Annotated in this window: 20 protein-coding genes and 2 tRNA genes; 15 read left to right on the top strand and 7 right to left on the bottom strand. The window is 40.6% G+C overall.

Going from position 1 to position 24,351, the window contains the following annotated elements:
- Positions 1-41: 41 nt before the first annotated feature.
- Together clpA and clpS are read right to left on the bottom strand one after the other, a co-directional pair.
- Complete coding sequence (gene clpA, locus PSH41_RS03225; RefSeq protein WP_004586753.1) at positions 42-2,303, bottom strand: ATP-dependent Clp protease ATP-binding subunit ClpA; 2,262 nt, start codon at positions 2,301-2,303, stop codon at positions 42-44.
- Positions 2,304-2,371: 68 nt separating this feature from the next.
- On the bottom strand, positions 2,372-2,680 hold the full coding sequence (gene clpS, locus PSH41_RS03220; RefSeq protein WP_004586754.1) for an ATP-dependent Clp protease adapter ClpS: 309 nt from the start codon (positions 2,678-2,680) through the stop codon (positions 2,372-2,374).
- Between the two features lie 209 nt (positions 2,681-2,889).
- On the opposite strand from clpS, the gene cspD reads away from it, so the two are divergent.
- Together cspD and PSH41_RS03210 are read left to right on the top strand one after the other, a co-directional pair.
- On the top strand, positions 2,890-3,108 hold the full coding sequence (cspD, locus tag PSH41_RS03215) for a cold shock domain-containing protein CspD (protein WP_004586755.1): 219 nt from the start codon (positions 2,890-2,892) through the stop codon (positions 3,106-3,108).
- A gap of 449 nt (positions 3,109-3,557) precedes the next feature.
- Positions 3,558-5,780 (top strand): NADP-dependent isocitrate dehydrogenase, encoded by a 2,223-nt coding sequence (locus PSH41_RS03210; protein ID WP_055253781.1) that lies wholly within the window; start codon positions 3,558-3,560, stop codon positions 5,778-5,780.
- 145 nt (positions 5,781-5,925) lie between these two features.
- Here the strand turns inward: PSH41_RS03210 and PSH41_RS03205 are convergent, their stop codons facing one another.
- From PSH41_RS03205 to PSH41_RS03195, 3 genes are all read right to left on the bottom strand, one after another.
- Positions 5,926-7,170: an amidohydrolase family protein gene (locus PSH41_RS03205; RefSeq protein ID WP_096041612.1), complete on the bottom strand. Its 1,245-nt coding sequence runs from the start codon at positions 7,168-7,170 to the stop codon at positions 5,926-5,928.
- A 10-nt stretch (positions 7,171-7,180) separates the two neighbouring features.
- Positions 7,181-8,563: an amidohydrolase gene (locus PSH41_RS03200; RefSeq protein ID WP_054982614.1), complete on the bottom strand. Its 1,383-nt coding sequence runs from the start codon at positions 8,561-8,563 to the stop codon at positions 7,181-7,183.
- 100 nt (positions 8,564-8,663) lie between these two features.
- On the bottom strand, positions 8,664-9,449 hold the full coding sequence (locus tag PSH41_RS03195) for a hypothetical protein (protein ID WP_273588341.1): 786 nt from the start codon (positions 9,447-9,449) through the stop codon (positions 8,664-8,666).
- 250 nt (positions 9,450-9,699) lie between these two features.
- Here PSH41_RS03195 and PSH41_RS03190 point away from each other — a divergent pair, with 250 nt between their 5' ends.
- Positions 9,700-10,065 (top strand): DUF3718 domain-containing protein, encoded by a 366-nt coding sequence (locus tag PSH41_RS03190; protein ID WP_054982616.1) that lies wholly within the window; start codon positions 9,700-9,702, stop codon positions 10,063-10,065.
- A gap of 49 nt (positions 10,066-10,114) precedes the next feature.
- Here the strand turns inward: PSH41_RS03190 and PSH41_RS03185 are convergent, their stop codons facing one another.
- Complete coding sequence (locus PSH41_RS03185) at positions 10,115-10,807, bottom strand: hypothetical protein (RefSeq protein WP_029772433.1); 693 nt, start codon at positions 10,805-10,807, stop codon at positions 10,115-10,117.
- 109 nt (positions 10,808-10,916) lie between these two features.
- Here PSH41_RS03185 and PSH41_RS03180 point away from each other — a divergent pair, with 109 nt between their 5' ends.
- Together PSH41_RS03180 and PSH41_RS03175 are read left to right on the top strand one after the other, a co-directional pair.
- The gene (locus PSH41_RS03180; RefSeq protein WP_004586762.1) at positions 10,917-11,780 is read left to right on the top strand and encodes a fructosamine kinase family protein; all 864 of its coding nucleotides are present in this window, start codon (positions 10,917-10,919) and stop codon (positions 11,778-11,780) included.
- A 197-nt stretch (positions 11,781-11,977) separates the two neighbouring features.
- Positions 11,978-12,181, top strand: coding sequence for a CPXCG motif-containing cysteine-rich protein (locus PSH41_RS03175; RefSeq protein ID WP_004586763.1), 204 nt, complete (start codon positions 11,978-11,980; stop codon positions 12,179-12,181).
- On the opposite strand, the gene PSH41_RS03170 is transcribed toward PSH41_RS03175, so the two are convergent.
- On the bottom strand, positions 12,178-12,804 hold the full coding sequence (locus tag PSH41_RS03170) for a riboflavin synthase subunit alpha (RefSeq protein ID WP_273588342.1): 627 nt from the start codon (positions 12,802-12,804) through the stop codon (positions 12,178-12,180). The two genes, PSH41_RS03175 and PSH41_RS03170, sit on opposite strands and share 4 nt — an antisense overlap.
- 128 nt (positions 12,805-12,932) lie before the next feature.
- Here PSH41_RS03170 and PSH41_RS03165 point away from each other — a divergent pair, with 128 nt between their 5' ends.
- From PSH41_RS03165 to PSH41_RS03120, 10 genes are all read left to right on the top strand, one after another.
- Entirely contained in the window at positions 12,933-14,282 is a 1,350-nt protein-coding gene (locus PSH41_RS03165; RefSeq protein WP_273588343.1) for an MATE family efflux transporter, read from the top strand.
- Positions 14,275-15,321 carry a DUF3080 family protein gene (locus tag PSH41_RS03160; protein ID WP_273588344.1) on the top strand — a complete coding sequence of 349 codons (1,047 nt, stop codon included), beginning with the start codon at positions 14,275-14,277 and terminating at the stop codon, positions 15,319-15,321. The genes PSH41_RS03165 and PSH41_RS03160 overlap by 8 nt, the downstream gene beginning before the upstream one ends.
- Before the next feature lie 113 nt (positions 15,322-15,434).
- Positions 15,435-15,511 (top strand) — tRNA-Val (locus PSH41_RS03155).
- A 45-nt stretch (positions 15,512-15,556) separates the two neighbouring features.
- Positions 15,557-15,633: transfer RNA gene (locus PSH41_RS03150), tRNA-Val, on the top strand.
- 413 nt (positions 15,634-16,046) lie between these two features.
- The gene (locus PSH41_RS03145; RefSeq protein ID WP_273588345.1) at positions 16,047-17,693 is read left to right on the top strand and encodes a sensor domain-containing diguanylate cyclase; all 1,647 of its coding nucleotides are present in this window, start codon (positions 16,047-16,049) and stop codon (positions 17,691-17,693) included.
- Between the two features lie 248 nt (positions 17,694-17,941).
- Complete coding sequence (locus PSH41_RS03140) at positions 17,942-18,598, top strand: carbonic anhydrase (protein WP_055255729.1); 657 nt, start codon at positions 17,942-17,944, stop codon at positions 18,596-18,598.
- Positions 18,599-19,020: 422 nt separating this feature from the next.
- Positions 19,021-21,597: a nitrite reductase large subunit NirB gene (gene nirB, locus PSH41_RS03135; RefSeq protein ID WP_273588346.1), complete on the top strand. Its 2,577-nt coding sequence runs from the start codon at positions 19,021-19,023 to the stop codon at positions 21,595-21,597.
- Positions 21,584-21,937 (top strand): nitrite reductase small subunit NirD, encoded by a 354-nt coding sequence (gene nirD / locus PSH41_RS03130; protein WP_138541236.1) that lies wholly within the window; start codon positions 21,584-21,586, stop codon positions 21,935-21,937. The genes nirB and nirD overlap by 14 nt, the downstream gene beginning before the upstream one ends.
- Before the next feature lie 11 nt (positions 21,938-21,948).
- Positions 21,949-22,815: a uroporphyrinogen-III C-methyltransferase gene (gene cobA, locus PSH41_RS03125; RefSeq protein ID WP_273588347.1), complete on the top strand. Its 867-nt coding sequence runs from the start codon at positions 21,949-21,951 to the stop codon at positions 22,813-22,815.
- A 269-nt stretch (positions 22,816-23,084) separates the two neighbouring features.
- Positions 23,085-24,338: a nitrate regulatory protein gene (locus PSH41_RS03120; RefSeq protein ID WP_248442131.1), complete on the top strand. Its 1,254-nt coding sequence runs from the start codon at positions 23,085-23,087 to the stop codon at positions 24,336-24,338.
- Positions 24,339-24,351: the final 13 nt, after the last annotated feature.

Raw genomic sequence — 24,351 nt, 5'->3', positions numbered from 1 at the left:
CGCTTAATTTGCGGATTGGTATTATAAGTGAATACACTTATTTAAGCGGGTGTTAAATTACTTTCATAGTCAAAGTTAATTTTCTTATCTTTAACTGATACTTTAACAGTACCGCCATCAACCAGTTCACCAAAGAGTATTTCGTTAGCCAATGGCTTTTTAAGCTCATCTTGAATAACACGAGCCATTGGACGTGCACCCATTGCTTTATCGTAGCCTTTATCTGCTAACCACTCTCGGGCCTTAGAGGTCAGCTCAAGGTTAACTGACTTCTTATCTAATTGTGCTTGCAGCTCAACTACAAATTTATCGACCACTTGCAAGATAACGTCTTTTTCAAGGTGGTTGAACCAAATAATATTATCTAAGCGGTTTCTAAATTCAGGTGAAAATACCTTGTTAATTTCACTCATTGCATCGTGCGTATGATCTTGCTCGGTAAAGCCAATCGATTTACGTGTGGTTTCTTGCACGCCGGCATTGGTTGTCATAACCACCACCACGTTTCTAAAGTCAGCTTTACGACCATTGTTATCGGTTAACGTACCGTGATCCATTACTTGCAGTAGTATGTTGTAAATATCTGGATGGGCTTTTTCAATTTCATCCAATAATACAACTGCATGCGGGTTTTTAATAACGGCTTCGGTAAGTAAACCACCTTGTTCAAAACCAACATACCCAGGAGGCGCACCAATTAAACGGCTTACTGCATGGCGCTCAACATACTCTGACATATCAAAGCGAATAAACTCAACACCCATACATTTAGCAAGCTGTTTAGTAACCTCGGTTTTACCTACACCCGTTGGCCCCGCAAATAAGAACGAGCCCACTGGCTTATCTTCGTTTGCAAGCCCAGAGCGAGATAAACGAATCGCAGATGTTAGCGCGTCGATAGACTGATCTTGCCCAAACACTAACATTTTAAGATTACGATCAAGATTTTTAAGCGTTTCTTTATCAGTCGAAGACACGCTTTGAGCTGGGATACGCGCCATTTTAGCAATAATCGATTCAATATCTGATACACCAATGGTTTTTTTGCGTTTAGAGCTTGGCTGCAAACGTTGGTTGGCACCGGCTTCATCTATTACATCAATGGCTTTATCAGGTAAATGACGCTCATTAATGTATTTAGCACTTAGCTCAGCAGCTGCTTTTAATGCTTTTTGCGTGTAACGAATACCATGGTGTTCTTCGTAACGCTCTTTTAAACCATTTAAAATTTTAGTGGTATCGGCCACACTTGGTTCAAGTACATCAATTTTTTGGAAACGACGCACTAACGCACGGTCTTTTTCAAAAATATTTTTATACTCATTGTAAGTGGTTGAGCCCATACAACGTAACTGCCCGCTTGAAAGCAGCGGTTTAAGTAAGTTAGAGGCATCCATAACACCACCCGATGCAGCGCCTGCACCAATAATAGTGTGTATTTCATCAATAAATAAAATTGAGTTAGGTTTTGCTTGTAACTCTTTTAATAAGCTCTTAAAGCGTTTTTCAAAGTCGCCGCGGTACTTAGTACCGGCAAGCAATGCGCCCATATCAAGCGAATATACAACAGCATCGGCAATCACTTCAGGCACTTGTTCATTAACAATGCGGTATGCAAGGCCCTCTGCAATGGCTGTTTTACCTACCCCAGCTTCACCAACAAGCAGTGGGTTATTCTTTTTACGACGACATAAAACCTGTACGGTGCGCTCTACTTCGCTGTCGCGCCCTACTAATGGGTCAATGTTACCGTCTTTGGCTTGGGCATTTAAATTAGTGGTAAAGCTATCTAACTTACTTGCCTCTTCGTTTTGAACCTCTTGTACTTCTTCATGAATATCGTCAGTGTCATCTCCTAACTCATCATCCGTTTTAGAAATACCATGAGAAATAAAATTCACTATATCTAAGCGAGAAATATCGCTTTTCTTAAGTAAATAAACCGCTTGGCTTTCTTGTTCAGAAAAAATAGCAACGAGCACGTTAACGCCTGTAACTTCGTTTTTACCTGATGATTGAACATGAAAAACCGCCCGTTGAAGCACGCGCTGAAAGCCCAGTGTTGGTTGGGTTTCGCGTTCTTCTTCTAAATCGGGAATAACCGGTGTGGTTTCGTCTATGAATTCTAATAGTTCGGTTTTTAAACCTGAAATATCAACACCGCAGGCGTTTAGCGCTTCGCCTGCTGAAGGGTTATCTAAAAGCGCAAGTAAAAGGTGTTCTACCGTCATAAACTCATGGCGGCGCGTACGCGCTTCACGAAACGCGGCATTTAACGTTAGTTCTAAGTCTTTGTTTAGCATTGGCAACCCCTTACTGAGATAATTATTTTATACCACAACAATGAGATGATTGATCACCTAATTGGTATTTATTCCTGCTCACAACTACAAAGCAGTGGATGCTCGTTATCCCGTGCATAACGGTTAACTTGTTCCGCTTTGGTATGGGCTACATCGGCGCTAAATACACCGCATATCCCTTTACCTTTTTCGTGAACTTGTAGCATCACATCAGTTGCTCTATCGCTATCCATATTGAAAAACGTCATTAGAACTTCTATTACAAAGTCCATTGGCGTGTAGTCGTCGTTATTTAAAACAACTTTGTATTTTCGCGGTGGCTGCAGCTTTTGCTTTTCACTATCGCGAACTGTGTCGATGACACCTGAATCTTTCATACCACTCATAATTAAATATAGTCTTGTCTTTAGAACTCAAGCAAACTTGAATAAAAAATAAATTAAATGTTAAAAAAATACCACAAAACACTTGACTGACTGGCCAAATAAACTACAGTCAGAAGTAGATTGATTAATCCTTAGTCAGTCTAGCAAATTATACGGTTTAGAATAACTAAATTAGTCAACTTATAGAAGGATGTAGAAGTATGGCTTGTGGTAAAGTCAAATGGTTCAACAACGCCAAAGGTTTTGGTTTCATCGTAGAAGACGGCTGCGAGAATGATATTTTCGCTCATTACTCAACGATTGTAATGGACGGTTATAAGACACTTAAAGCTGGTCAGGATGTAACATTCGAGCTAGAACAAGGCCCTAAGGGCTTACACGCTAAAAACATTGCGCCTAACGGCGACATTTTAGAGTGATCAAAAATTTGTTCGACTAAAGCGAGCGACCTAATTTAGATCCTCGCTTAATTCCCCACTTACCATTCAACTCTCTTCTTATTACTAAATTGCTCCTGTACACGCTAAATTCAACCCTTTTCCTTGATTTTATTTTATATACCCCAATGTTCTAACAGTTACCTGCTAATTAAGGCTGTTCAAAAGCGCAAGCGCTAGCCCTTTTTAAACAAGCTTGTTACACTCTTGTTGCTAAATTACGCGGTTACATTTTAGCTTATGCTTTTACGCGGCTAAAATACGTGTACTTTGCAACCTATAAAAATCAGTTAGTCAGGTGTGACTATTCTGCCTTTTGGCATATTAAGAGTACCGACACCTAACAAACTGCTTGTTAACGCAACCATGCGCTAATGAGTTTCTTTGCATTGTTGAATACGGCCACTGCGGCCTACTATCTAGGAATGATGATGACATCAAAAATTATCTACACTAAAACGGACGAAGCTCCGGCGCTAGCAACCTACTCGTTGCTACCAATTATCCAAGCCTATACAAATGCGGCAGGTGTTGAAGTTGAAACTCGCGATATCTCATTAGCAGGTCGTGTAATTGCAAACTTCGCTGATTACCTTACTGAAGAGCAACGCATCGGCGATGCGCTTGCAGAGCTTGGCGAACTTGCAAAAACACCAGAAGCAAACATCATCAAATTACCAAATATCAGTGCGTCTGTACCGCAATTACGCGCTGTCATTAAAGAGCTTCAAGAAAAAGGCTACGCACTCCCAGAGTACCCGGCTGAGCCTAAAAATGATGAAGAAGCTAAAATTAAAGCCACTTACGACAAAATTAAAGGCAGTGCTGTAAACCCAGTATTGCGTGAAGGTAATTCAGATCGTCGTGCACCAGGTTCTGTTAAAGAGTATGCACGCAATAACCCTCATTCAATGGGTGCGTGGAGCAAAGACTCACAATCATACGTTGCAAGCATGAGCGAAGGTGACTTCTTTGGTTCTGAGCAATCTGTAACTGTTGATGCAGCAACTGATGTACGTATTGAGCACGTAGCGACTAATGGCGATGTGACTGTACTTAAACAAAGCACGCCGCTAATTGCTGGCGAAGTAATTGATGCATCGCGCATTAGCGCAGCTAAACTACAAGCGTTTTTAGCAGCAGAAATTGATGCAGCTAAAGAAAAAGGCGTATTATTTTCGCTTCACATGAAAGCGACAATGATGAAAGTATCTGACCCAATTATTTTTGGTCACGCGGTAAAAGTTTTCTACAAAGACGTATTTGCTAAACACGGCGAGCTTTTTGAAGAGCTAGGTGTTGATGTAAATAACGGTTTAGGCGACGTTTATTCTAAAATTCAAACATTAGATGATGCTAAGCGCGAAGAAATTGAAGCAGACATTCAAGCGGTTTACGCTGAGCGTCCTGCTATTGCAATGGTTGATTCTGACCGTGGTATTACTAACTTACACGTTCCAAGCGATGTGATCATTGATGCGTCTATGCCTGCTGCTATTCGTTCAAGCGGTCAAATGTGGAACAACGACGGTAAACTACAAGACACTAGCTTTGTGATCCCAGATCGTAGCTACTCAAGCGTTTACCAAGCTACAATTGATTTTTGTAAAGAAAACGGCGCGTTCGATCCTACCACTATGGGTAGCGTACCAAACGTAGGCCTAATGGCTCAAAAAGCAGAAGAATACGGTTCTCACGATAAAACGTTTGAAGCAAAAGCGGATGGTTCTATTCGTGTTGTTGATGCAAATGGCACAACATTACTTGAGCACACTGTTGAGCAAGGCGATATTTGGAGAATGTGTCAGGTTAAAGACGCACCAATCCAAGATTGGGTTAAGCTTGCTGTAAACCGCGCACGTGCGACGGGCGTACCTGCTATTTTCTGGTTAGATGAAAACCGTGCTCACGATGCAGAGCTTATTAAAAAGGTAAACAAATACTTACCAGATCACGATACTGATGGCCTAGACATTCAAATTTTAGCACCGCTTGAAGCAACTTTATTCTCATTAGCGCGTATTAAAGAAGGTAAAGACACTATCTCTGTAACGGGTAACGTATTACGTGACTACCTAACAGATTTATTCCCAATTTTAGAGCTGGGTACCAGTGCTAAAATGCTTTCTATTGTGCCACTAATGAACGGTGGTGGCTTATTTGAAACTGGCGCAGGTGGTTCAGCACCTAAACATGTTCAACAGTTCGAAAAAGAAAACCACTTACGTTGGGATTCGTTAGGCGAGTTTTTAGCACTAGCGGCTTCGCTTGAGCACCTAAGCGTGAATACAGGCAACAAAAAAGCACAAGTACTTGCTGATACGCTAGATAAAGCAACAGGTACGTTCTTAGCTGAAAACAAGTCGCCTTCACGTAAAGTAAAAGAAATTGATAACCGTGGTTCTCACTTCTTCTTATCTTTATTCTGGGCACAAGAGCTGGCTAAGCAAGACGAAGACAGCGAGCTTAAAGCGCAATTTACACAAATTGCGAGCGATTTAGAAACGCAAAAAGAGCAAATCGTAAGCGAGCTTAACGATGCACAAGGTCCTTCAATGGATATTGGTGGTTACTTCCAACCAAACGATGATGCAGCGTTTAAAGCAATGCGCCCAAGTGCAACGTTTAACGAAATTTTATCTAAATTAGTATAATTTTAGATTAAATTAAAAAACCGCTTACGTTTAAAGTAAGCGGTTTTTTTGTGTCTTTATTTTATATAAAAAGGCCGCTACTTTAACTTTAAAGTAGCGGCCTTTAATAATTAACCTGAATTTGGGATAATTAAAGCTATATTAATTATTTTGTATATGCACGCGGCATAGATGATTCAGTGGTATAGCGCTCACGCAGTTTATCTTGGCGCGACTGCGTAGATACTTCTTCACCGTTAATAATCATTTTACTAACGTGCGAGCTTAGCTCAAACGGGTCGTTGCTCCACATTACTACATCAGCGGCTTTACCAACTTCAATGCTGCCGGCATTAATATTAAACACACTCGCCACATTAGATGTAACGGCCTCTAATGCACCTTGCTGGCTCATGCCGTACGAAACTGCATTACCGGCATCAAAACGAAGCTGGTAAATATTATGGCTGGCATCGCCGCCCACAGTTAAAATAACTTTTACCCCAGCTTTTTCAAGCGCGGCTGCGTTATCTAAACTGGCATGTAAAGAGTCAAAGCTTGAAGGTAAGCTATCCATAGCACTCATAATTACTGGTACTTGCGCTTTAGCAATCTGCTCTTTAACAACAACAGCATCTTGTGCACCATTGAGCACTAAATTAATACCAAATTGCTCTTTAACTTTAAGTAGCTCAATAATATCAGCCGCACGAGATACACCCACTACAAGTGGCATATCGCCGCTAAGTACTTTAACCATTACTTTATCTTCAGTACTTGGGGTGCTGTCGTCGTCTTTTTTAGGCTTTTTAGCTGCTTTTGTTTGGTGCTCTTCAAGCTTATTAATTAGCGTTTGCAATGTAAATGCGCGCGAGCCCTTACTGCGCTCACCTAAATAAACCACTAATGCAGCTTGTTTTTGTATGTCGCCTTGTAAATCACCGCTTAAATCAACCACGCTTGCTAAGCCCGAAAAAATACTATCGCCACCATGCGGGGTAATTACATCGCGGGTTACACCGCCTTTACGTGCATACGGGATAAGGCTTGAGTGAGCGTTATAAGCAAGGCTTACATCAAAATCAATGCCTGCTTTTTCTTCGCCTGCATCGCGTGAGCCTGCAACTGCACTTACTTCCACTAAGCCAAGTTGATTAATGCTAGCAATAAAACCTGGGGTTACAATTTGCCCATTTGCATCAATAACTTTATCTGCTTGTACTTGCTGTGGATTAATAGCGGTAATTTTACCGTTATCCATAACAATGCTGGCGTTTTCTAAAACACCTTGCTCGGTTGCCGTATGCAGCGTGGCATTAATAATTGCAAGCGATTGTGCATTAGCTGCACCTGAGGCTAATAGTCCGGCAGCAACCAGAGATAGCGAAAACGAACGTGATAAATTTTTCATTCTGGGCTCCTTATTGTTGGCCTAACATAAAATCACTTTGTGCTTGAAATGCGCTATCGTTTCTATCGTAAACTTTTGCGCCATCAATAAATACTTGTTCAGCTTTTGCGTAAACGCTAAATGGGTTTTGGTTCCAAATAACCACATCGCCTTGCTTACCTGCTTCAAGCGAACCAGTTTTATCTTCAATACCTAATGATTTAGCCGCGTTTGAGGTGATCCACTTAATCGCGTGCTGCTCCGAAATATCAAACCCATTTTCGTTTGCACGGTACATTACTTTACCCGCTTCTTGGTTTAAGCGCTGAATAGTGGTGTCTGAGTCAGAATGCACAATGGCACACGAATTTTTTACCGCATCAACAATAGCTACGTTTTCTTGAACCATGTCGTAGGCTTCCATTTTAAAGCCCCACCAATCTGGCCAAAGTGCAGCACACGAACCATTTTCAGCTAATAAATCTGCAATTTTATAAGCTTCTACACCGTGATGGAACGTACCTGCGTGATAGCCAAATTCTTTTGAAAGGTCGATCATCATCGCCATTTCTTCAGCTTTATAACAGTGATTATGAATTAACACTTCACCTTCAATTACCGCGCGAAGAGTATCGTGCTTAATATCGCGAACTGGTGCTTCTGGGTTTAAACCTGCTTCGTAATCGGCGTCGTACTTATCCCATGCACGTTTGTACTCTTGTGCTTCTGCCCATGCCATACGGTAACCGGCCATGTTACCCATACGGGTTGAAGGCAAAGTACCTTGGCGACCATATACGCGTTTTGGGTTTTCACCACAGGCCATTTTTAAGCCATTAGGCGCATCAGGGAATTTCATTGCTTGCATGGTATGCGCAGGAATGTTTTTAAGTGTTACGCCACGGCCACCAAATAAGTTAGCTGAGCCTGGTAAAATTTGTAGTGAAGTAATACCGCCTTCGCGCGCGCGGTTAAAGCCAGGATCTTGAGGCCATACCGAATGCTCTACCCACACCTCAGCAGTATTTGGGCTGGTCATTTCGTTTCCATCTTGATGAGACTCAACCGATGGGCTTGGGTAAGCACCTAAGTGAGAATGTACGTCAATAATACCTGGGGTAACCCATTTTCCCTGTGCATCAATGGTTGCATCTGCATTGGCCGATAAGTCTTTACCTACTTGTTGTACTTTACCATCAACAAGTAAAACATCGGCGTCATCTAAGCGCTCGCCAGTGCCAGTAAGTACTGTTGCATTGATAATTAATGTGCTTTTACTTGCAAGCGGTGTGTAGGTACTTGGGTATGGGTTTTTATTAATGGTAATTTTTGCATCTTGTGGGCCGTTTTCTTGGCAACCAACAAGGGCAGCAGCTAAACCAACTGCTAACAATGAGGGAGCAAATTTTTGCATGTTGTTAGGTTCTCCTGTTTTTTTGCTACTTTAGCTAAAGCGGCGTAATAAAGCTAAAAAAACAGGTAAAAAAGCGATTAAATGAGTTAAACGGCTGTAATTATTTTTTTATATAATTGTTATACAGTTTTTCAAGTGCGCCTTCGGTAGTAAGCGATGGGTCTTTGTTTATAAAGTGTTTTACGGTGCGAGTTACAAAGTCTGAGTTTTGCTTATGCTGCTTAGCAAAATCCTTAATTAATGTATTGCCATCGCTTGCTGCTGTTACTTTATCATGGCGATGACGATACTGGCTAAGTGCCCTATTAAAGTCGCCGTTATAATCCTCTACCAATATTTTATAAAAGTCACTTTTTTGAACTTTAAGTACGTTAATACAGTAATTTAATGCCTCTTTAAAGTCGGTAAAAACGGTGCCTTCAACATCAAACTCTTTGGTTTTTTCGCGTACGGTCACGCGGGCTTCTTCGGTGGAATATGTAAAGCCTGTAAACGCTAAACGCTCAGATGCCTCTTTACCTAATTTCATACCCGCTTGAATGCTGTGCGCAAATTCGTCACTCATTTCGCTTAATTCGTTTTCTTCCCACATGTTATAAACACGCAGCGCCTTAGCGTACTTATTAGAGAGCTTTTTTTTAAGTTTTGTAAAACGCTCATCTATCGTCATTAGCCTTTCATTATGCAATAAGGCATGGCACTCATAACACGCGGCAATAGAGACAAAGTCGGCCTCTTCGCCTAAATCAATAATGCTCTGTAGCATATGTAACGGCGGGCAATGATCGCGCTCTGTGGCTTCGCATCCACAATAAAAACATTGGTTAAAATGCTTGTGCTCGCAGGTATACGCTTGCTGGTAATAGCTGGCTAACGTTTTGCTCACTGGTTCTCCTAAAAATTAAGCGCGTAAATAATGGGGGCGATAATAGCAGGCTGAGAAAATATGTCAGTAGCTATAAAATAATTTTGTCTAAGTGTGTCAAAAAACACATTTATTAGGGCTTAAATTCAGTCACCTAGCTTAAGTGTGTATTTTTAAACATACCTGCTTACACCTTGTTGCGTTTGGTTAACAGCTTTTTAGTTTGAATCGCTCAATAATAAAGCTGAACCACAAACAATGAGGACTAATTATGAACACGTTAAAAGCTACTTTATGCACAACTATGGTACTAGGCGCTACTTTACTAATTGCAAAACCAGCATTAGCCACCCAATTTGTCGCGGCCGATTCATCGCCAGGTACACAGGCTTGTATGGCTGTTGCAGCTAATAAATCGTACGTAGTACGTAAAGCGTCACGCGATTTAAATATAAGCAAAGCGGTAATGAGCAAAAAGCTGCACTGTAATAACTTATCAATGGGCGATTTTGTTACTTTGTATAACCTTGATAAAAGCGCAAATTATTTAAATATTGATACCAGTACTCGTACATCAATTAAAGACTTAGCTAAATCGTACAACCCAGAAAAAGTAATCATCACAGGGCCAAAATAGTATGGCGTTAACACAAAATTAAGCCTGCTTTGTAAGCAGGCTTAGTTTATTAAATAATGGCCGCAATTAAGCCAAATAAACCGCCAAACACACCGCCCCATACTACTAGCCAACCTAAATGCTCACGTATCATAGTTTGAATAATGTCTTTAACCATTTTTGGGGTGAGTTCATTTAAACGCTCATCAACTAATTTAAGTACCGTAGCATGTAAGCTTTGTGCGCTATTCCCTTGTGATAACGTATCGTTTACTAGCACTTTAAAATCGTCTGTTTGGCTAATTTGCGCAAGTGATAGCTGCATTTTTTCAATAAACTTTTCTCGCATTGGCTCTATAGCCGCTGTGCCACCAAACATACCTAACATACTGCCAAACTGTGATTGCTCTATTACTTGAAGTAGGTTGTCGAATGCAGGGTTTAAATCAACCTTAGTAATAATGCCTTCAAAGTCGATATTAGGTTGTGCTTTGCTAAGTAGGTTATTAATTTTTTGCTCAGAGAAAAACTCAGTCAAAATTAAATTACGAATAGCCACTTTAAAACTTTCAAATTTTAGAGCAATAACACCCGAGCCGTATAGTAAAGGTACTTTTTCAAATAACATATGAACAGCCAATAAGTTTGTGACAGCACCAGATAGCGCAAATAACCCCACCGATAACACAATAGCGTGGTTAAAAAAGTAGCCTATAACTACACACAAGACAGCAAGCAAATTGGTGATAAAACTTTTGTTCATTGTTACTCCATTAGCATTTTTTATATCGTTAATTTTACAACGATTAGTTTGTTAAATTAATACTTTTTTGCCATAGTTTAAGTATCTGTTTAAAAGGCGAGCAATTGATATGTGGAAAACAGTAAACGAGCACATTAGCCAAGCCATTCATTATGACTTTAAACATACTTACAAACGTCAGCTGCAAAGTACAAATACCGATAAACTCTATCAACTCACCGATGGAAAACACAATTACCTGGTTAAAATTGCCCTTAAAAGCGAACTAGATCGTCTAGAAAGCGAAGCGATAGGACTTAAGCAGCTCACCCAAAATAGTGTTTTTATGGTGCCCGACTGTATTGTAACAGGTGCTAATATTGAATTTTCGTTTATTGTACTTGAATGGTTAGTACTTGATAAACAGCCCCACACGCATTGGCACGATATGGGTAAACAACTGGCTATGCTGCACCAAAAGCACGACCAAGCAATGTTTGGCTTTGATGTAGATAATTACCTAGCCACTACCGTGCAACCAAACCAATGGCATAAAAAATGGGACTTATTTTACGCAGAAGAGCGCATAGGTTGGCAACTGCAACTATTAGCCGAAAAAGGCATTCAGCTTGTAGAGCCTGAGCTATTAATTAATTTGGTAAAAGAGCAATTGCACAGCCATATTGTGGAGCCCTCTTTAGTACATGGCGACTTTTGGCGAGGAAATATGGGCTTTATTAAAAATGTACCGACCTTATTTAATCCCGCTTGTTATTACGGAGACCGCGAGGTAGATATTGCAATGAGCGAGCTATTTGCCCCCTTACCTGATGATTTTTATAACGCCTATAACGCGCAATACCCATTAAGCGAAAACTATAAAAAGCGCAAAGCTATATACCAACTTTACCCTATTTTAAATCACGCAAATATATTTGCAGGGCACTATCTTACTCAGGCTAAGCAGCATATTGATGAGCTGCTATCGCTTTAAATAATAACGCCTTATAAGGCGTAAAATAACTGTCATAATCGTTGCTTCAGCACTATATTTAAAAAGGATGTTATTTAGGCTCAATACCTTGTTGTTTAGTTCAGTTTTGAGCCATCAAGTTGTTGCTAGTATAACTGCACAACTTAATTAATGCGTATCAACAAGTTAATTCTTACCTTGGTACTATTGGAGTGATTATGAAAGATTTTTTATCACAACGTATCACGTGCCCACACTGTGGCAACCACATACACCTAGACATTGACGCAAGTATGGGGGATCAAGACTACGTAGAAGAATGCAGTGCCTGCTGTAACCCTATTCATTTAAACATGCACATAGACCATGCTCATAAAAAATTAGAGTTACACATAGACAGCGACGATGAACAAATTTTTTAGCCTTGGTGGCGTAAGTAATTTTCTACCGTGTTAATAATGGTATAAGTTTGCTGATCAACTTCTATATTTAGTTCATCACCCACTTGAGCGTTACCTAAATTTGTAATGGCCAGCGTTTCGGGGATCAGGTGTAACCAAAACCCCTGCTCGTCAATTTCGCCCACGGTTAGGCTTGCGCCATTTATTGCTACAAAGCCTTTGTACAAAACATATTTTTGCCATTTAGTAGGTAAGCTTAACTGAATTTTACAGTTATTTTGTTGCTTAACTATTTGCTCGATTTGGGCAGTGCAGTGTATGTGCCCCGACACAATATGCCCACCTAATTCAGTACCAAAGGTTACTGAGCGCTCATAATTAACTAAGCTACCTACTGCAAGCTTGCCTAAATTAGTTAGTAATAGTGTTTCGTCAATTACATCAAAATGTACTTGCGCCACTACATCGTGGTTACTTAATTCAACTTTAACCACCGTTAAACAACAGCCATTAATTGCAATGCTGGCGCCTAAATCTAAATGTTTAACGTATTCATCACCTACCGATACAACCAAACGTAAAACCCCTTCGGTATGCGTGGTAGATACAACAGTAGCTTGAGTTTGAACGATTCCTGTAAACATAAAATCACTTAAAATTATTACAAAGTGCTAGTTTAACGTATCAACTCGTAAAATCATTCACAACAGTGATTTTTATTTTAAACACAATCGATTACAATTGCGCCCTGTTTTATCAAATAGCTGTTTTTATGACCTTTAGTAGCTGGGAAGCCAAACGTTTAATCACCCTTGCCGTACCTGTATTTTTAGCACAAGTAACACTCGTTTTAATGTCGGTGGTCGACACCATTATGGCAGGCCAAGTAAGCCCAACAGATTTAGCTGCGCTGTCGATTGCAACCGGTATATGGAACCCGTTATTACTGGCGCTGCAAGGTATTTTGCTCGCGTTAACCGGTATTATTGCCCAATTTGCGGGCGCTAATGATAAAAAAGGCATTAGCCATTATTTTCAGCAAGCTCTGTATTTAACCGCTATTTTAAGCGCAATTGGTTTTGCTATAGCCAACCTAGCCGATATAGTGATTTTAAAACTCGATACAACCCCCGCTATCGCAAGCCTTGCGTATGACTATATCCATTTTGTGAAATGGGGAGCCTTTGGCTTTTTAATTTTTACCGTTTATCGCAATATGACCGAAGGCATGGGAATGACAAAACCCGCTTTTTATATCAGCTTGCTGGGCCTTGGCGTAAATATTCCGGCTAACTATATTTTTATAAATGGTTTATTTGGCTTACCAGCCTACGGCGGCGCTGGTTGTGGCATTGCTACGGCATTGGTACTAACTGTAATGGCTGTTGCACAAGTAACGTATTGCCAGTTTAGTAAAAAAATCGATGCAAAAGCCCTGCTGGCAAATTTTGAAAAGCCCAATATTAAAACCATTGGGATTATTACTAAATTAGGTATACCCATTTCGTTGGCTACCTTTTTTGAAATTACGCTATTTGCGTGTATACCTTTATTTATTGCACACTTAGGTGCTGTTGCAGTGTCGGGCCATCAAATTGCGGGAAGCGTGACCGCGTTATTATTTATGATGCCACTGAGCTTATCTATCGCCATTAGTATTCGTATTGGTAATTTATTTGGTCAAAACCATTTAAGCCAATTAAAAACTGCTATATCAACCAGCTACATATTAGCCATTGCTATTGCGTTATTTTTAGCTTTTATAACCTTTATTGGCCGCGATTTAATAAGCCAACTATACACCGACAGCCCAGCCGTTATTGCATTAGCGACCTCAATTATGATTTTGGCATGTATTTATCAAATACCTGATGCACTTCAAGTCGCTGCGAACGGCATTTTAAGAGGTTTAAAACATACGCAGCCTATATCGTATATAACGTTTATATCTTACTGGTTAATCGGTTTTGCTTTAGGCTACGTATTGGGAAGAACAGATTTAATTGTGCCCGCCATGGGGCCGCACGGTTTTTGGATAGGTATTATTTTTGGTTTAACCGTTGCTGCTGTATGGCTTATGTTCACCGTTAATAAGCGATTAAAGCAGGCGCCATTTGTATAAAAAAGCACTAACATTAATACCAAGCAAAACATGGTTAAGTTGTTTATTAGCTGTGTGTTGCGCCGTGCTTGCTGGGTGTTCAAAAGCGCCTAGCAACACTTATCAAACATACATAGCACGCTTAAGTAATACCCTTGAAACCCAAGCCCCCGGTTTAAGTAAACCTGTAGCAATTAGTCCGCTTTTACCCCCTAACACGCTTTTAAACACCACCACCATTAGCTTGATTGAACTTGCCAGCTTAAGCCATTGTAAGCTCAGCTTACTTATTAGTGAGCACAACAATCAGCTAGGTAAAACGGCCGGACATGCCGGTGTTTTAAAGTATCAAATAGAGTTTGTGCAAAATGCACAGCAGTGCTTAAGCACGCTTGAGCCCGACTCAGCAGTTTATAAAACCCTGTTAAAAGCAAAAACACATAAAGAGCAAACACTAAACCACTACTTTAATTTAATGTTGTATAACGAATTTGAGCTAAAAAACACGTGGCAAGCTAGCAGCTCAGAGCTTTCTGCTTCCCCTGCAGGGTTTAGCGACACGGTAGCGGCCATGCAGCAGCTTGCACTCATAAAACAACACATACTCAATAAACACTACTTAAAAATTAACTCCGCAGACATTTTTAACGCGTTAGAGCAGCTGAATAAGTACCGTTTTAACCAATTACTCATTTATTCTGCACGGCTGCAAATAGCGTTTAATAATTCAGCCACGCGATTTATCGAATCGCAATCCATCGATGAAATATGCCCAGCAGGAAAAAATAAAAAAATAGCCACTATCGTCAGTAACGTGTTTCAAAAGTATTTCCTTAAAGAAATACAGCCTTATCAGGCTAATTTAGCAGGCTACCTTGAAACACTTTTACCTTTGTATAACCAACTGTGGTTTGACCAAGCCATAACAAATAAGCAATTAAATACTTTAATAGCGCTTGATTCACAAAACAATCTACTAAACCAGCTTAAAGGCTCAGCCAAAAAACACGTTACCTGGTGGCAAAACTTTTATAAAACGTGTGAAATCAGCCCAATATGAATAAAAAAACGGCAAATAAACGTAAAAGCAACAAACTTGCTTGATTCACCACTCACCACGCTATATATTAGCGGCCGCTGATAATTAAATTTATCGCATCTTAATTAGGTAATACGACCGTAGCTCAGTTGGTTAGAGCGCTACCTTGACATGGTAGAGGTCGGTGGTTCGAATCCACTCGGTCGTACCAAATTTATTCTTCCCTCTGAATAAATATAATTAAGATACTATTTGTACGACTGTAGCTCAGTTGGTTAGAGCGCTACCTTGACATGGTAGAGGTCGGTGGTTCGAATCCACTCAGTCGTACCAAAACTATTCTCCCCTCTTAATAAATATAATTAACCTATTCCTATTAATCGTTAAGCCATAACTCAATTGGTTAGCGCGCTACCCACTCTCTATGCCCATGCAGAAATCGGTTGTTCGAATCCACTCTGTCGTATCAAATTTATTCATTCCACTGAATCAATTTAATTAAGCAATTAATAGTTCAATCATAGCTCTGTTGGTTAGAGCACTATCTACTTTAAATCCTAACTAATACTGCAAACACCCGCAGTGTTTATAAATTCGTTTAAACAAAAACGCCCTCGTATTACTTATTTATTAATGCAGTTTGTTATTTAAAGCCAAATTAAGCCATTACTTAAAGGCGATAATTTTGTTTGATTTATATACTATTTGTTTACAATTTGATTATAATCGCTTAGTGGGTTTTTAAAGTGAGTTTAGGTATGGTGCGGGTTGGTATATTAACAGTATTCTTTTTCTGTGCTTTGTTTAGCCCGCTAGCATATGCTTATACACTTAATAACAACATTACCCTAGAGGATGATAACCTGTGGCGCCCTGTCACAGCATTCAATGCGCCTCCTTCTGCACAGCAAGTAATTACATCTTATAAAAACGCTAGTGAAACGAGTAACCTGCTCGGTAAAAGTGGCGCTGTAATAACAAAAATTGCGCTAAATAACCCCACCACTGGAGATTGGTATGTGCTGCCGCAAGCCAATTTTATCGACGTTGGTTTAGCCTATTGGCAAACCGAACAGGGGGATATAGTTAAGCTTGCTGATTTTTCGCAGTCTCACGTTAATCAACCGGCTATTTTAATGCATGGACAAGCATTTAAATTGCCCTTCTATGCGCCAAGTAGTGGCTATTTATGGATATATTTAGAAGCCAAACACTATCCAACGCCAGTTGATTTAAGTATTTTAAGCGAAGGTGTATTTTTGCATCATCAGTTTTATATAAACTCATTAAGCCTTATTGCTATTTCTATCATGCTTACTTTAGCAATGATGGCCTTTGTAATGTTTTTAAGAGTAAAGCAAAAAGTGGCCTTGTTTTGTGCTGGGTATGTCGGTTTGCACGGTCTTGGCTGGGCGTTTGCTTCGGGCGCTGTAAATACAATTTATGCCAGCCCCTCTTTTAATAAACATTACTTAGGTATTTATTTATTTGCCTTTGCTGTGAGTTGCGCAGCAGCATTTACCTACTACCTGTTTAACTTCGATAAAGAAAAAGCCAATAAGCTTGGGAGTGCTTTAAAATACTTTACCGTTAGTGCATTTGTATGTGGTATCTGCAGTCTATTTATGCCTTTTTATTTAGTGTTTTATATCGCGCACTTTTTAGCAGCTGTATGGGTTATGCTTAGCTTAACCACCGGGTTTGCTATGCTTAGCCTGAACGATTTTAGAGCCAAGTATTTTTTATTTGGAAATATGCTCTATAGCCTGTCATTAGTAGTATACGTTGCGTTTCATTTTGATTTAATAAATGCGACCTCATCAGAAATACTTGTACTGTTAGCCTTAGCAATAGATTGTGTGTGTATTGTGCTGTCTTTGTCTGAGTGGCTAAAGTTAAAACAGCATGAATTTAGTACCTTGTTACATGAATCTCGCTTTGATCCTCTAACCCAAGTTGGCAACCGACTACTATTAAATGATGAGCTGATTAAACTTGCACACAGTGCTTACATCATTGTGTTTATAGATTGTGATGGAATAAAAAAAATAAACGATGCGCTTGGTCACGCCAAAGGTGATGCGTTTTTAATTAATGCAGCAAAATTAATGACACAGCATCTAGCGCAAGACGGCACCGTATTTAGAACCGGGGGCGATGAATTTATTTGGTTATGTAAAGTCAAAAACAAATCACACCTCCCCCAACTAAAAGCCACACTTACCCAAAAGCTCACCGCATTACATCGCACTATTCAACAGCAATGGCCGCAATCTGGTATTAGTTATGGCATAGCATCTAGCGATGAGTGCCAAAGCCATACCGAGTGTTTAACCTTAGCGGATCAGCGCATGTATAACTTAAAATCAGCCCATAAACTTAAAGCAAGTTAAGCTAATAACCTTCTCAACCACCTTTTTCGCCACTTACCGCCTTTTATTTTACTCGAAGCCTCTGCTAGGTACGCTCATGTATTCGCCAATAACTTCATGCACGTGTGTCGCCCTTTGTTCGCGAGTATGAAATTTATTAAACAGTGTAATAGTACAAAACAAACAAGAACAAAGTTATAATGGCGCTAATTTGTCAGGCGAATAAAGCTATAAATAACACGATTAAATTACACCAATAGGAGTTGTACATGGAACATATTATTTCGGGCGTGGCTAAGTTTCAAAAAGAAGTTTACCCATCAAAAAAAGCAGCGTTTCAAAAACTAGCCAATGGTCAAAACCCAGAAGTGTTATTTATCACCTGTGCCGACTCGCGTATTGATCCAAACTTAGTGACTCAAACTGAACCCGGTGAATTATTTATTTGTCGTAACGCGGGCAATATTATCCCGCCACATAGTAATCAAACCGGCGGTATGACAGCCTCAATTGAATTTGCGGTGGCTGCACTGGGCGTATCGCACATTATCATTTGTGGGCACTCGGATTGTGGCGCAATGAAAGGCGCTATAAATACTGAAGGTTTATCAAGCTTACCGCACGTTAAAGAGTGGCTTGGCCACAGCCGCGTAGCAACTGAAGTTGTAAAAGAAAAATGCGGTTGCGCAGAGCTAAACAATAACGACCACCTAGGCTTAGTAATTGAAGAAAACGTAGTACAACAACTACAGCATATAAAAACACACCCTGCTGTGGCTGCAAAAATTGCAACCGGTCAAGTCAAGCTACACGGCTGGGTATATGATATAGAATCTGCAGAAATTAAAACCTACGATGAAGCGACGGGCAGCTTTAAACCTGTTGAAGATACCGATGTAGAAACCCTGGCAAAACAAAGCAAGTAAAACCGCTTTACAGTATTAATGCACTTAGTGTTATTTTCATCTCAAAATAACACTAAGTGCATTTTTTATTTATAGCCTAAACGCTTACTCCTCGTTATTAGTTAACGTCACAAATGCACTTTTATTGGCTAAGCATCACATTGTAGCCTCATTTTGTGCACTCCCATAGTGCTAGCACCGCACCAAAACAACTCAAATATGCGTAAGTAAAACCATTTAAAAGTAATGTAGCTATTAAAAAACAAACACTTATAAAAATGGCCGTGTTTTTGCTTATATGATAACCATACCGTTCGTTATTAAAACGACACACATTTAGGTTGTTATGACCACAGGCAAAGAAGCCCGCTCGCAGTTACATTAATTTGTATCTGTAGCGGGCTTTTTTGTTTTTAAATTAAACCGTCATTGAGGGGATACCAATGCAAACACCAACAAAAATACTCATTATTGGGAATGGGATGGTTGGGCACCATTTTGTAGAGCAAATGCGCCAAAGCGACGCTAACGCGCACATTACCGTACTGTGTGGAGAAGCAAATTTAGCTTATGACCGTGTTTACTTATCCAGCGTGTTTGATGGTAAAACAGCCGCCGATTTAGCCCTAACCACCTTTGATAATTATCAGCAGTTAAATATAAATGTGCATACTAACCAGTGGGTTAATGAAATAGATAAAACAAACAAGGTAGTTAGCACTCAAACCGGTGATAAATTTAATTACGATAAACTTATTTTAGCAACAGGCTCGTACCCGTTTGTGCCGCCAATTAAAGGAAATGACCAACCCCATTGCTTGGTTTACCGTACCCTAGAAGATTTAGAGCAAATAAAAGCAAGCGCTGCACAAAGTAAAAGTGGCGTAGTGATAGGTGGCGGCTTATTAGGGCTTGAAGCAGCCAATGCAATTAAGCAACTTGGGCTTGATACTCATGTAGTTGAGTTTGCACCCCAACTTATGGCGGTACAACTTGATGAACAAGGTGGCACGCTGTTAAAAAACAAAATTGAAAAACTGGGCGTGAGCGTGCATACCGCTAAAGCCACCAGCGAAATAGTAAAAGGCGAAACGAGCCGTTACAGATTAAATTTTTCAGATGACACGTTTTTAGAAACCGACTTAATTTTGTTTTCGGCCGGTATTCGCCCATACGATGAGCTTGGCAAAGTGGGCGAACTTGAATTAGGGCAACGTGGCGGTATTGTAATTAATAACCAATGCCAAACATCAAACCCTGATATATATGCTATTGGCGAATGTGCCTTATGGGACAAAAAGCTATTTGGCTTAGTCGCCCCGGGATATAACATGGCTCGCGTGGTTGCAAGCCAACTTACAGGCGGCGAACTTGAGTTTTTAGGCGCCGATATGAGCACAAAATTAAAACTACTCGGGGTAGAGGTAGGCTCAATTGGCGATGCCCACGCTAAAACCCCCGATTGCAAAGAGCTAATTTATCAAGATCCTATTCGTGATTGTTATAAAAAAATTATTTTAAATGAGACAGGCAACAAGTTATTAGGCGCAGTGCTTGTTGGCGATACTAGCGATTACGACACACTGTTGCAGTACATGTTAAACGACATGGAATTACCCGCACACCCTGAGTGCCTCATTTTACCTGATAGCGAAGGAGCGCCTGTTTTAGCGGGAAATGCCCTGCCCGATACTGCGACTATTTGTTCGTGCCACAATGTAAGCAAAGGCGACATTGTGGGTGCAATTGATGGCGGCTCATGCGATTTGTCGGCAGTTAAAGCTTGTACCAAAGCCGCCAGCGGCTGTGGTGGTTGTGCCGCATTATTAAAATCGGTAGTCGACAGTGAACTTCAAAGCCGTGGGGTTGAAGTTAACAACCATGTGTGTGAACACTTTGCTTTTTCGCGCCAAGAGTTACTGCATTTAGTAAAAGTAGAAAGCATTAAAACTTTTGATGATTTGCTCGCTAAACATGGCAGCGGTCATCACGGCTGTGAAATATGCAAACCTGCAGTGGCCTCTATTTTAGCTTCAACGTGGAATGAGTTTATTTTAGAACCCGCTCATGTTGGCCTGCAAGATACCAACGACACTTACCTTGCAAATATGCAAAAAGATGGCTCTTACTCTGTCGTTCCCCGTATAGCGGGTGGCGAAATTACCCCCGACAAACTTATCGTTATTGGTCAAGTTGCCAAAGACTTTAACCTGTACTGTAAAGTAACCGGTGGGCAGCGTATCGACTTATTTGGCGCACGCCTTGAAGAGCTCCCTATTATTTGGGAAAGACTTATTGCAGCCGGTTTTGAAACCGGTCACGCTTATGGTAAATCGCTCAGAACAGTTAAATCGTGTGTTGGCAGTACGTGGTGTCGCTATGGCGTACAAGACAGTGTTGGCCACGCGATTGCGATTGAAAACCGCTACAAAGGTTTACGCGCCCCGCATAAATTTAAAATGGCCGTATCGGGTTGTACTCGCGAATGCGCTGAGGCACAAAGCAAAGATATAGGCGTAATAGCAACCGAAAATGGCTGGAACTTATACGTATGTGGAAATGGCGGTATGCGCCCGCGCCATGCTGATTTATTTGCTACCGATTTAGATACCGAAACACTCATTAAATACATTGACCGCGTGATCATGTTTTACATTAAAACCGCCGATAAACTGCAGCGCACCTCAGTGTGGATGGAAAATTTAGAGGGCGGGTTAGATTATTTAAAAAGCGTAGTAATAGACGACAGCCTAGGTATTTGCCATGAGCTTGAAACCCAAATGGCGCTTATAACTAAAACTTACGCCTGCGAATGGAAAAAAGCAGTCGAAAGTCCAGAGGCCTCAAAACGGTTCCGCCAATTTATTAATAGCCCAGATGCCGATAGCAATATTTTATTTGTACAAGAGCGCAACCAAATTCGCCCCGCCACTGACTCTGAAAAACGTAACCAGCAAAATTCGACAAACCGTATCCCCGTAATGGAAATTGAGCAGGAGCAAGCTGATGTATTGGCATAAAATTGGAACAATCGACGACCTAGTTGCTAATAGTGGCGTATGCGCATTAGTAAACAACCAGCAAGTGGCCATATTTTATGTTCCACAAAATAGTGAGCCTGTGTTAGCCATTAGCAACTACGACCCGATAGGCAAAGCCAATGTACTATCGCGCGGCATTATTGGCTCTATTGATGGAAAATTAGTAGTGGCCTCCCCTTTGTATAAGCAACATTTTTGTTTAAATACCGGCGAGTGCCTAGAAGCAGAGGCAATACAGCTCCCCGTATTTGAAGCCAAAATAGACAATGGCAATGTCTTTGTTAGCGCTGAGCCAAAAGCCATTACAGCGTTAGCATAAGGAGCAATAAAATGAGTGTTCTTTCGTATTTTTCGGGTATTGAAAGCCCATGGCTAAACAAGTTTGTTAATAAACTCACTCAAGATGCAAAGCACAAAGCTAAACACCAAAAAAACGGCCACGTGTATTTAATAGGGGCAGGCCCTGGCGATGCTGAGCTTATAACGGTGAAAGCGCAGCGCCTGATTGCAGCAGCCGACGTGGTATTGTACGACAGCCTAGTTAGTGAAGCGCTTTTAAATACACTGCCTAAACATGCGCAGCGAGTGTATGTAGGTAAACGCGCAGGCAAGCACTCTATGCCACAAGCTGCCATTAGTGCCTTATTAGTAAAATACGCACAACAAGGGTTTAAAGTTGTTCGTTTAAAAGGTGGCGATCCGAGTATTTTTGCGCGCATTAATGAAGAAGCCAACGCCCTATCAGAGCACAATATTAATTTTGCTATTGTCCCAGGCGTTACCACCGCGTGTGCAGCCTCGGCTTATACTGGTATACCGCTTACTGCTCGCGATGTGGCCCGAAGTGTTACATTTTTAACGGCGCAATTTGCCGATCCTAATAAACTCCCTAATTGGCACAACTACACCTATGTACAAGGCTCTAATAACCCCACGCTAGTCGTCTATATGGGATTAGGACGTTTAAACGCATTAAGTACTGGTTTGCAATCGGTTGGCTGGCCTAAAACAACCCCTATCGCATTGATAGAAAATGCCACCACCAACCAGCAAAAAATAATAACCAGCACGCTTGAGAAAATTACTAGCGAGAGTGCGGTGCACACATTATCGGGCCCTACGCTAATTATGGTTGGCGAGGTAATAAATCATCAAATGGCTATCAGCCCAGCGTTGCTGCAATGTAGCAACGTATAAATTCCCCCTCTGGTGTTTGCTCTGTGCAGTTTACAGAGTAAACACTTTTTTCCCCTCGTTCATGAAGGGTGCAATCGAGTGCAAAAACAACTATTTTTGCACCAAAAAGGTTTATTCCTGTAATAAGGACAGATAAGTTAAAATGGGAACAAATAGCAAGTATGGCTTTAAGCGGCTGTTTTAATTTAATTTTAAATTCAATCGAAAATTTTTTAAATGATTGGAACAGTGGTTGCACTTTATATACAAAAAAGTGTGGAATAAGTCCTATGTTATCGAGCAATCCTCTCACAAAACAGTTTTTATTAGCAGCAAAATACCAAGAAATTCATGCCTTAAAGCAGCTTCAAAAAAGCTGTGCATCGCTTACTAAACTGGGCGATTTTATACATCAGTTACAAAAAGAGCGCGGCATGAGCAATATTTATTTAGCCTCTAACCGCAAACGTTTTGCTTCGCAGTTAAAACAACAAATTAGCTTAACAGAGCAAACACAAACGCAGTTTTACCACTCAATTAAAACGACCTTTATTACCGATAACGCCGACACGGGCCACACCCGTTTGTACAATTTAATTACCCATAGTTTGCAAACGTTAGAGGCGCTGCCAGATCTGCGACAACAAATAGCAAATCAAAAAATTACCCCAGTGCATGCAACTCAATCGTATACGCAGCTTATTTCGTGTTTGCTAAATATAATTTTAGAAGCCGCCGATGGCGCCAGCGACCCGCGCGTTACACGATTGCTAGTGGCTTATTTTAATTTTATGCAAGGTAAAGAATACGCCGGACAAGAACGTGCCTGTGGCGCGCAAGCGTTTGCATCAAGTAAGTTTACCGTGGAGCAAAAACAACAGCTTGCTCATTTTGTTCAACAACAGCATCACAGCTTTACGTTTTTTAACGAATACGCCGACGAACACGTATTAAAATGCTATCGCTCGTTAACTGATCACCCCGTAAATAAGCAAGTGGATCAGCTACGCGGGCTTTTACAAAATTTAGATGACGAAAATGCGCAGCCGCTTTCTCAGCTTAGTGAGGTGTGGTACGAGGTAACAACAACGCGTATCGATATTATGCACAAAATTGAGCAAAACCTCAGCGACTACCTTATTGACTCTGCAGCAATGCAAATTGCTCAGGCTCAGCGCACTTTAAATTCAAATAAACAAGTTATAAGCAGCCTTGAAGAACAATACATGCCAATGACCGACGGGCAACTCGCGTTTAAACAAAATACCCCCCAAAATACCGCTGCTAATAAACTCAATAGTAATAAAAGCATGTACGACCTAATCATGGAGCAAAGCCAACATATTAAGCAAATAAATCAGGCTTTAGTTGATGCAAAACGGGTAATAACAGAACAAAAAATAATACATCAGGCAAAGTATATTTTAATAGAGCAGCTAAGCCTTAGCGAAGAGCAAGCTCATAAAAAGTTGCAAAAGCAAGCAATGGACTCGCACTGCTCGCTTTATAATATTGCGCAAAAAATTGTAGAGCTAAGCGATTAACATCGGGCGTGTG

This window comes from Pseudoalteromonas sp. CST2, assembly GCF_028599385.1.
Taxonomy (GTDB): Bacteria; Pseudomonadota; Gammaproteobacteria; order Enterobacterales; family Alteromonadaceae; genus Pseudoalteromonas; species Pseudoalteromonas atlantica.
This window is presented reverse-complemented; position numbering and strand designations above follow the sequence as displayed.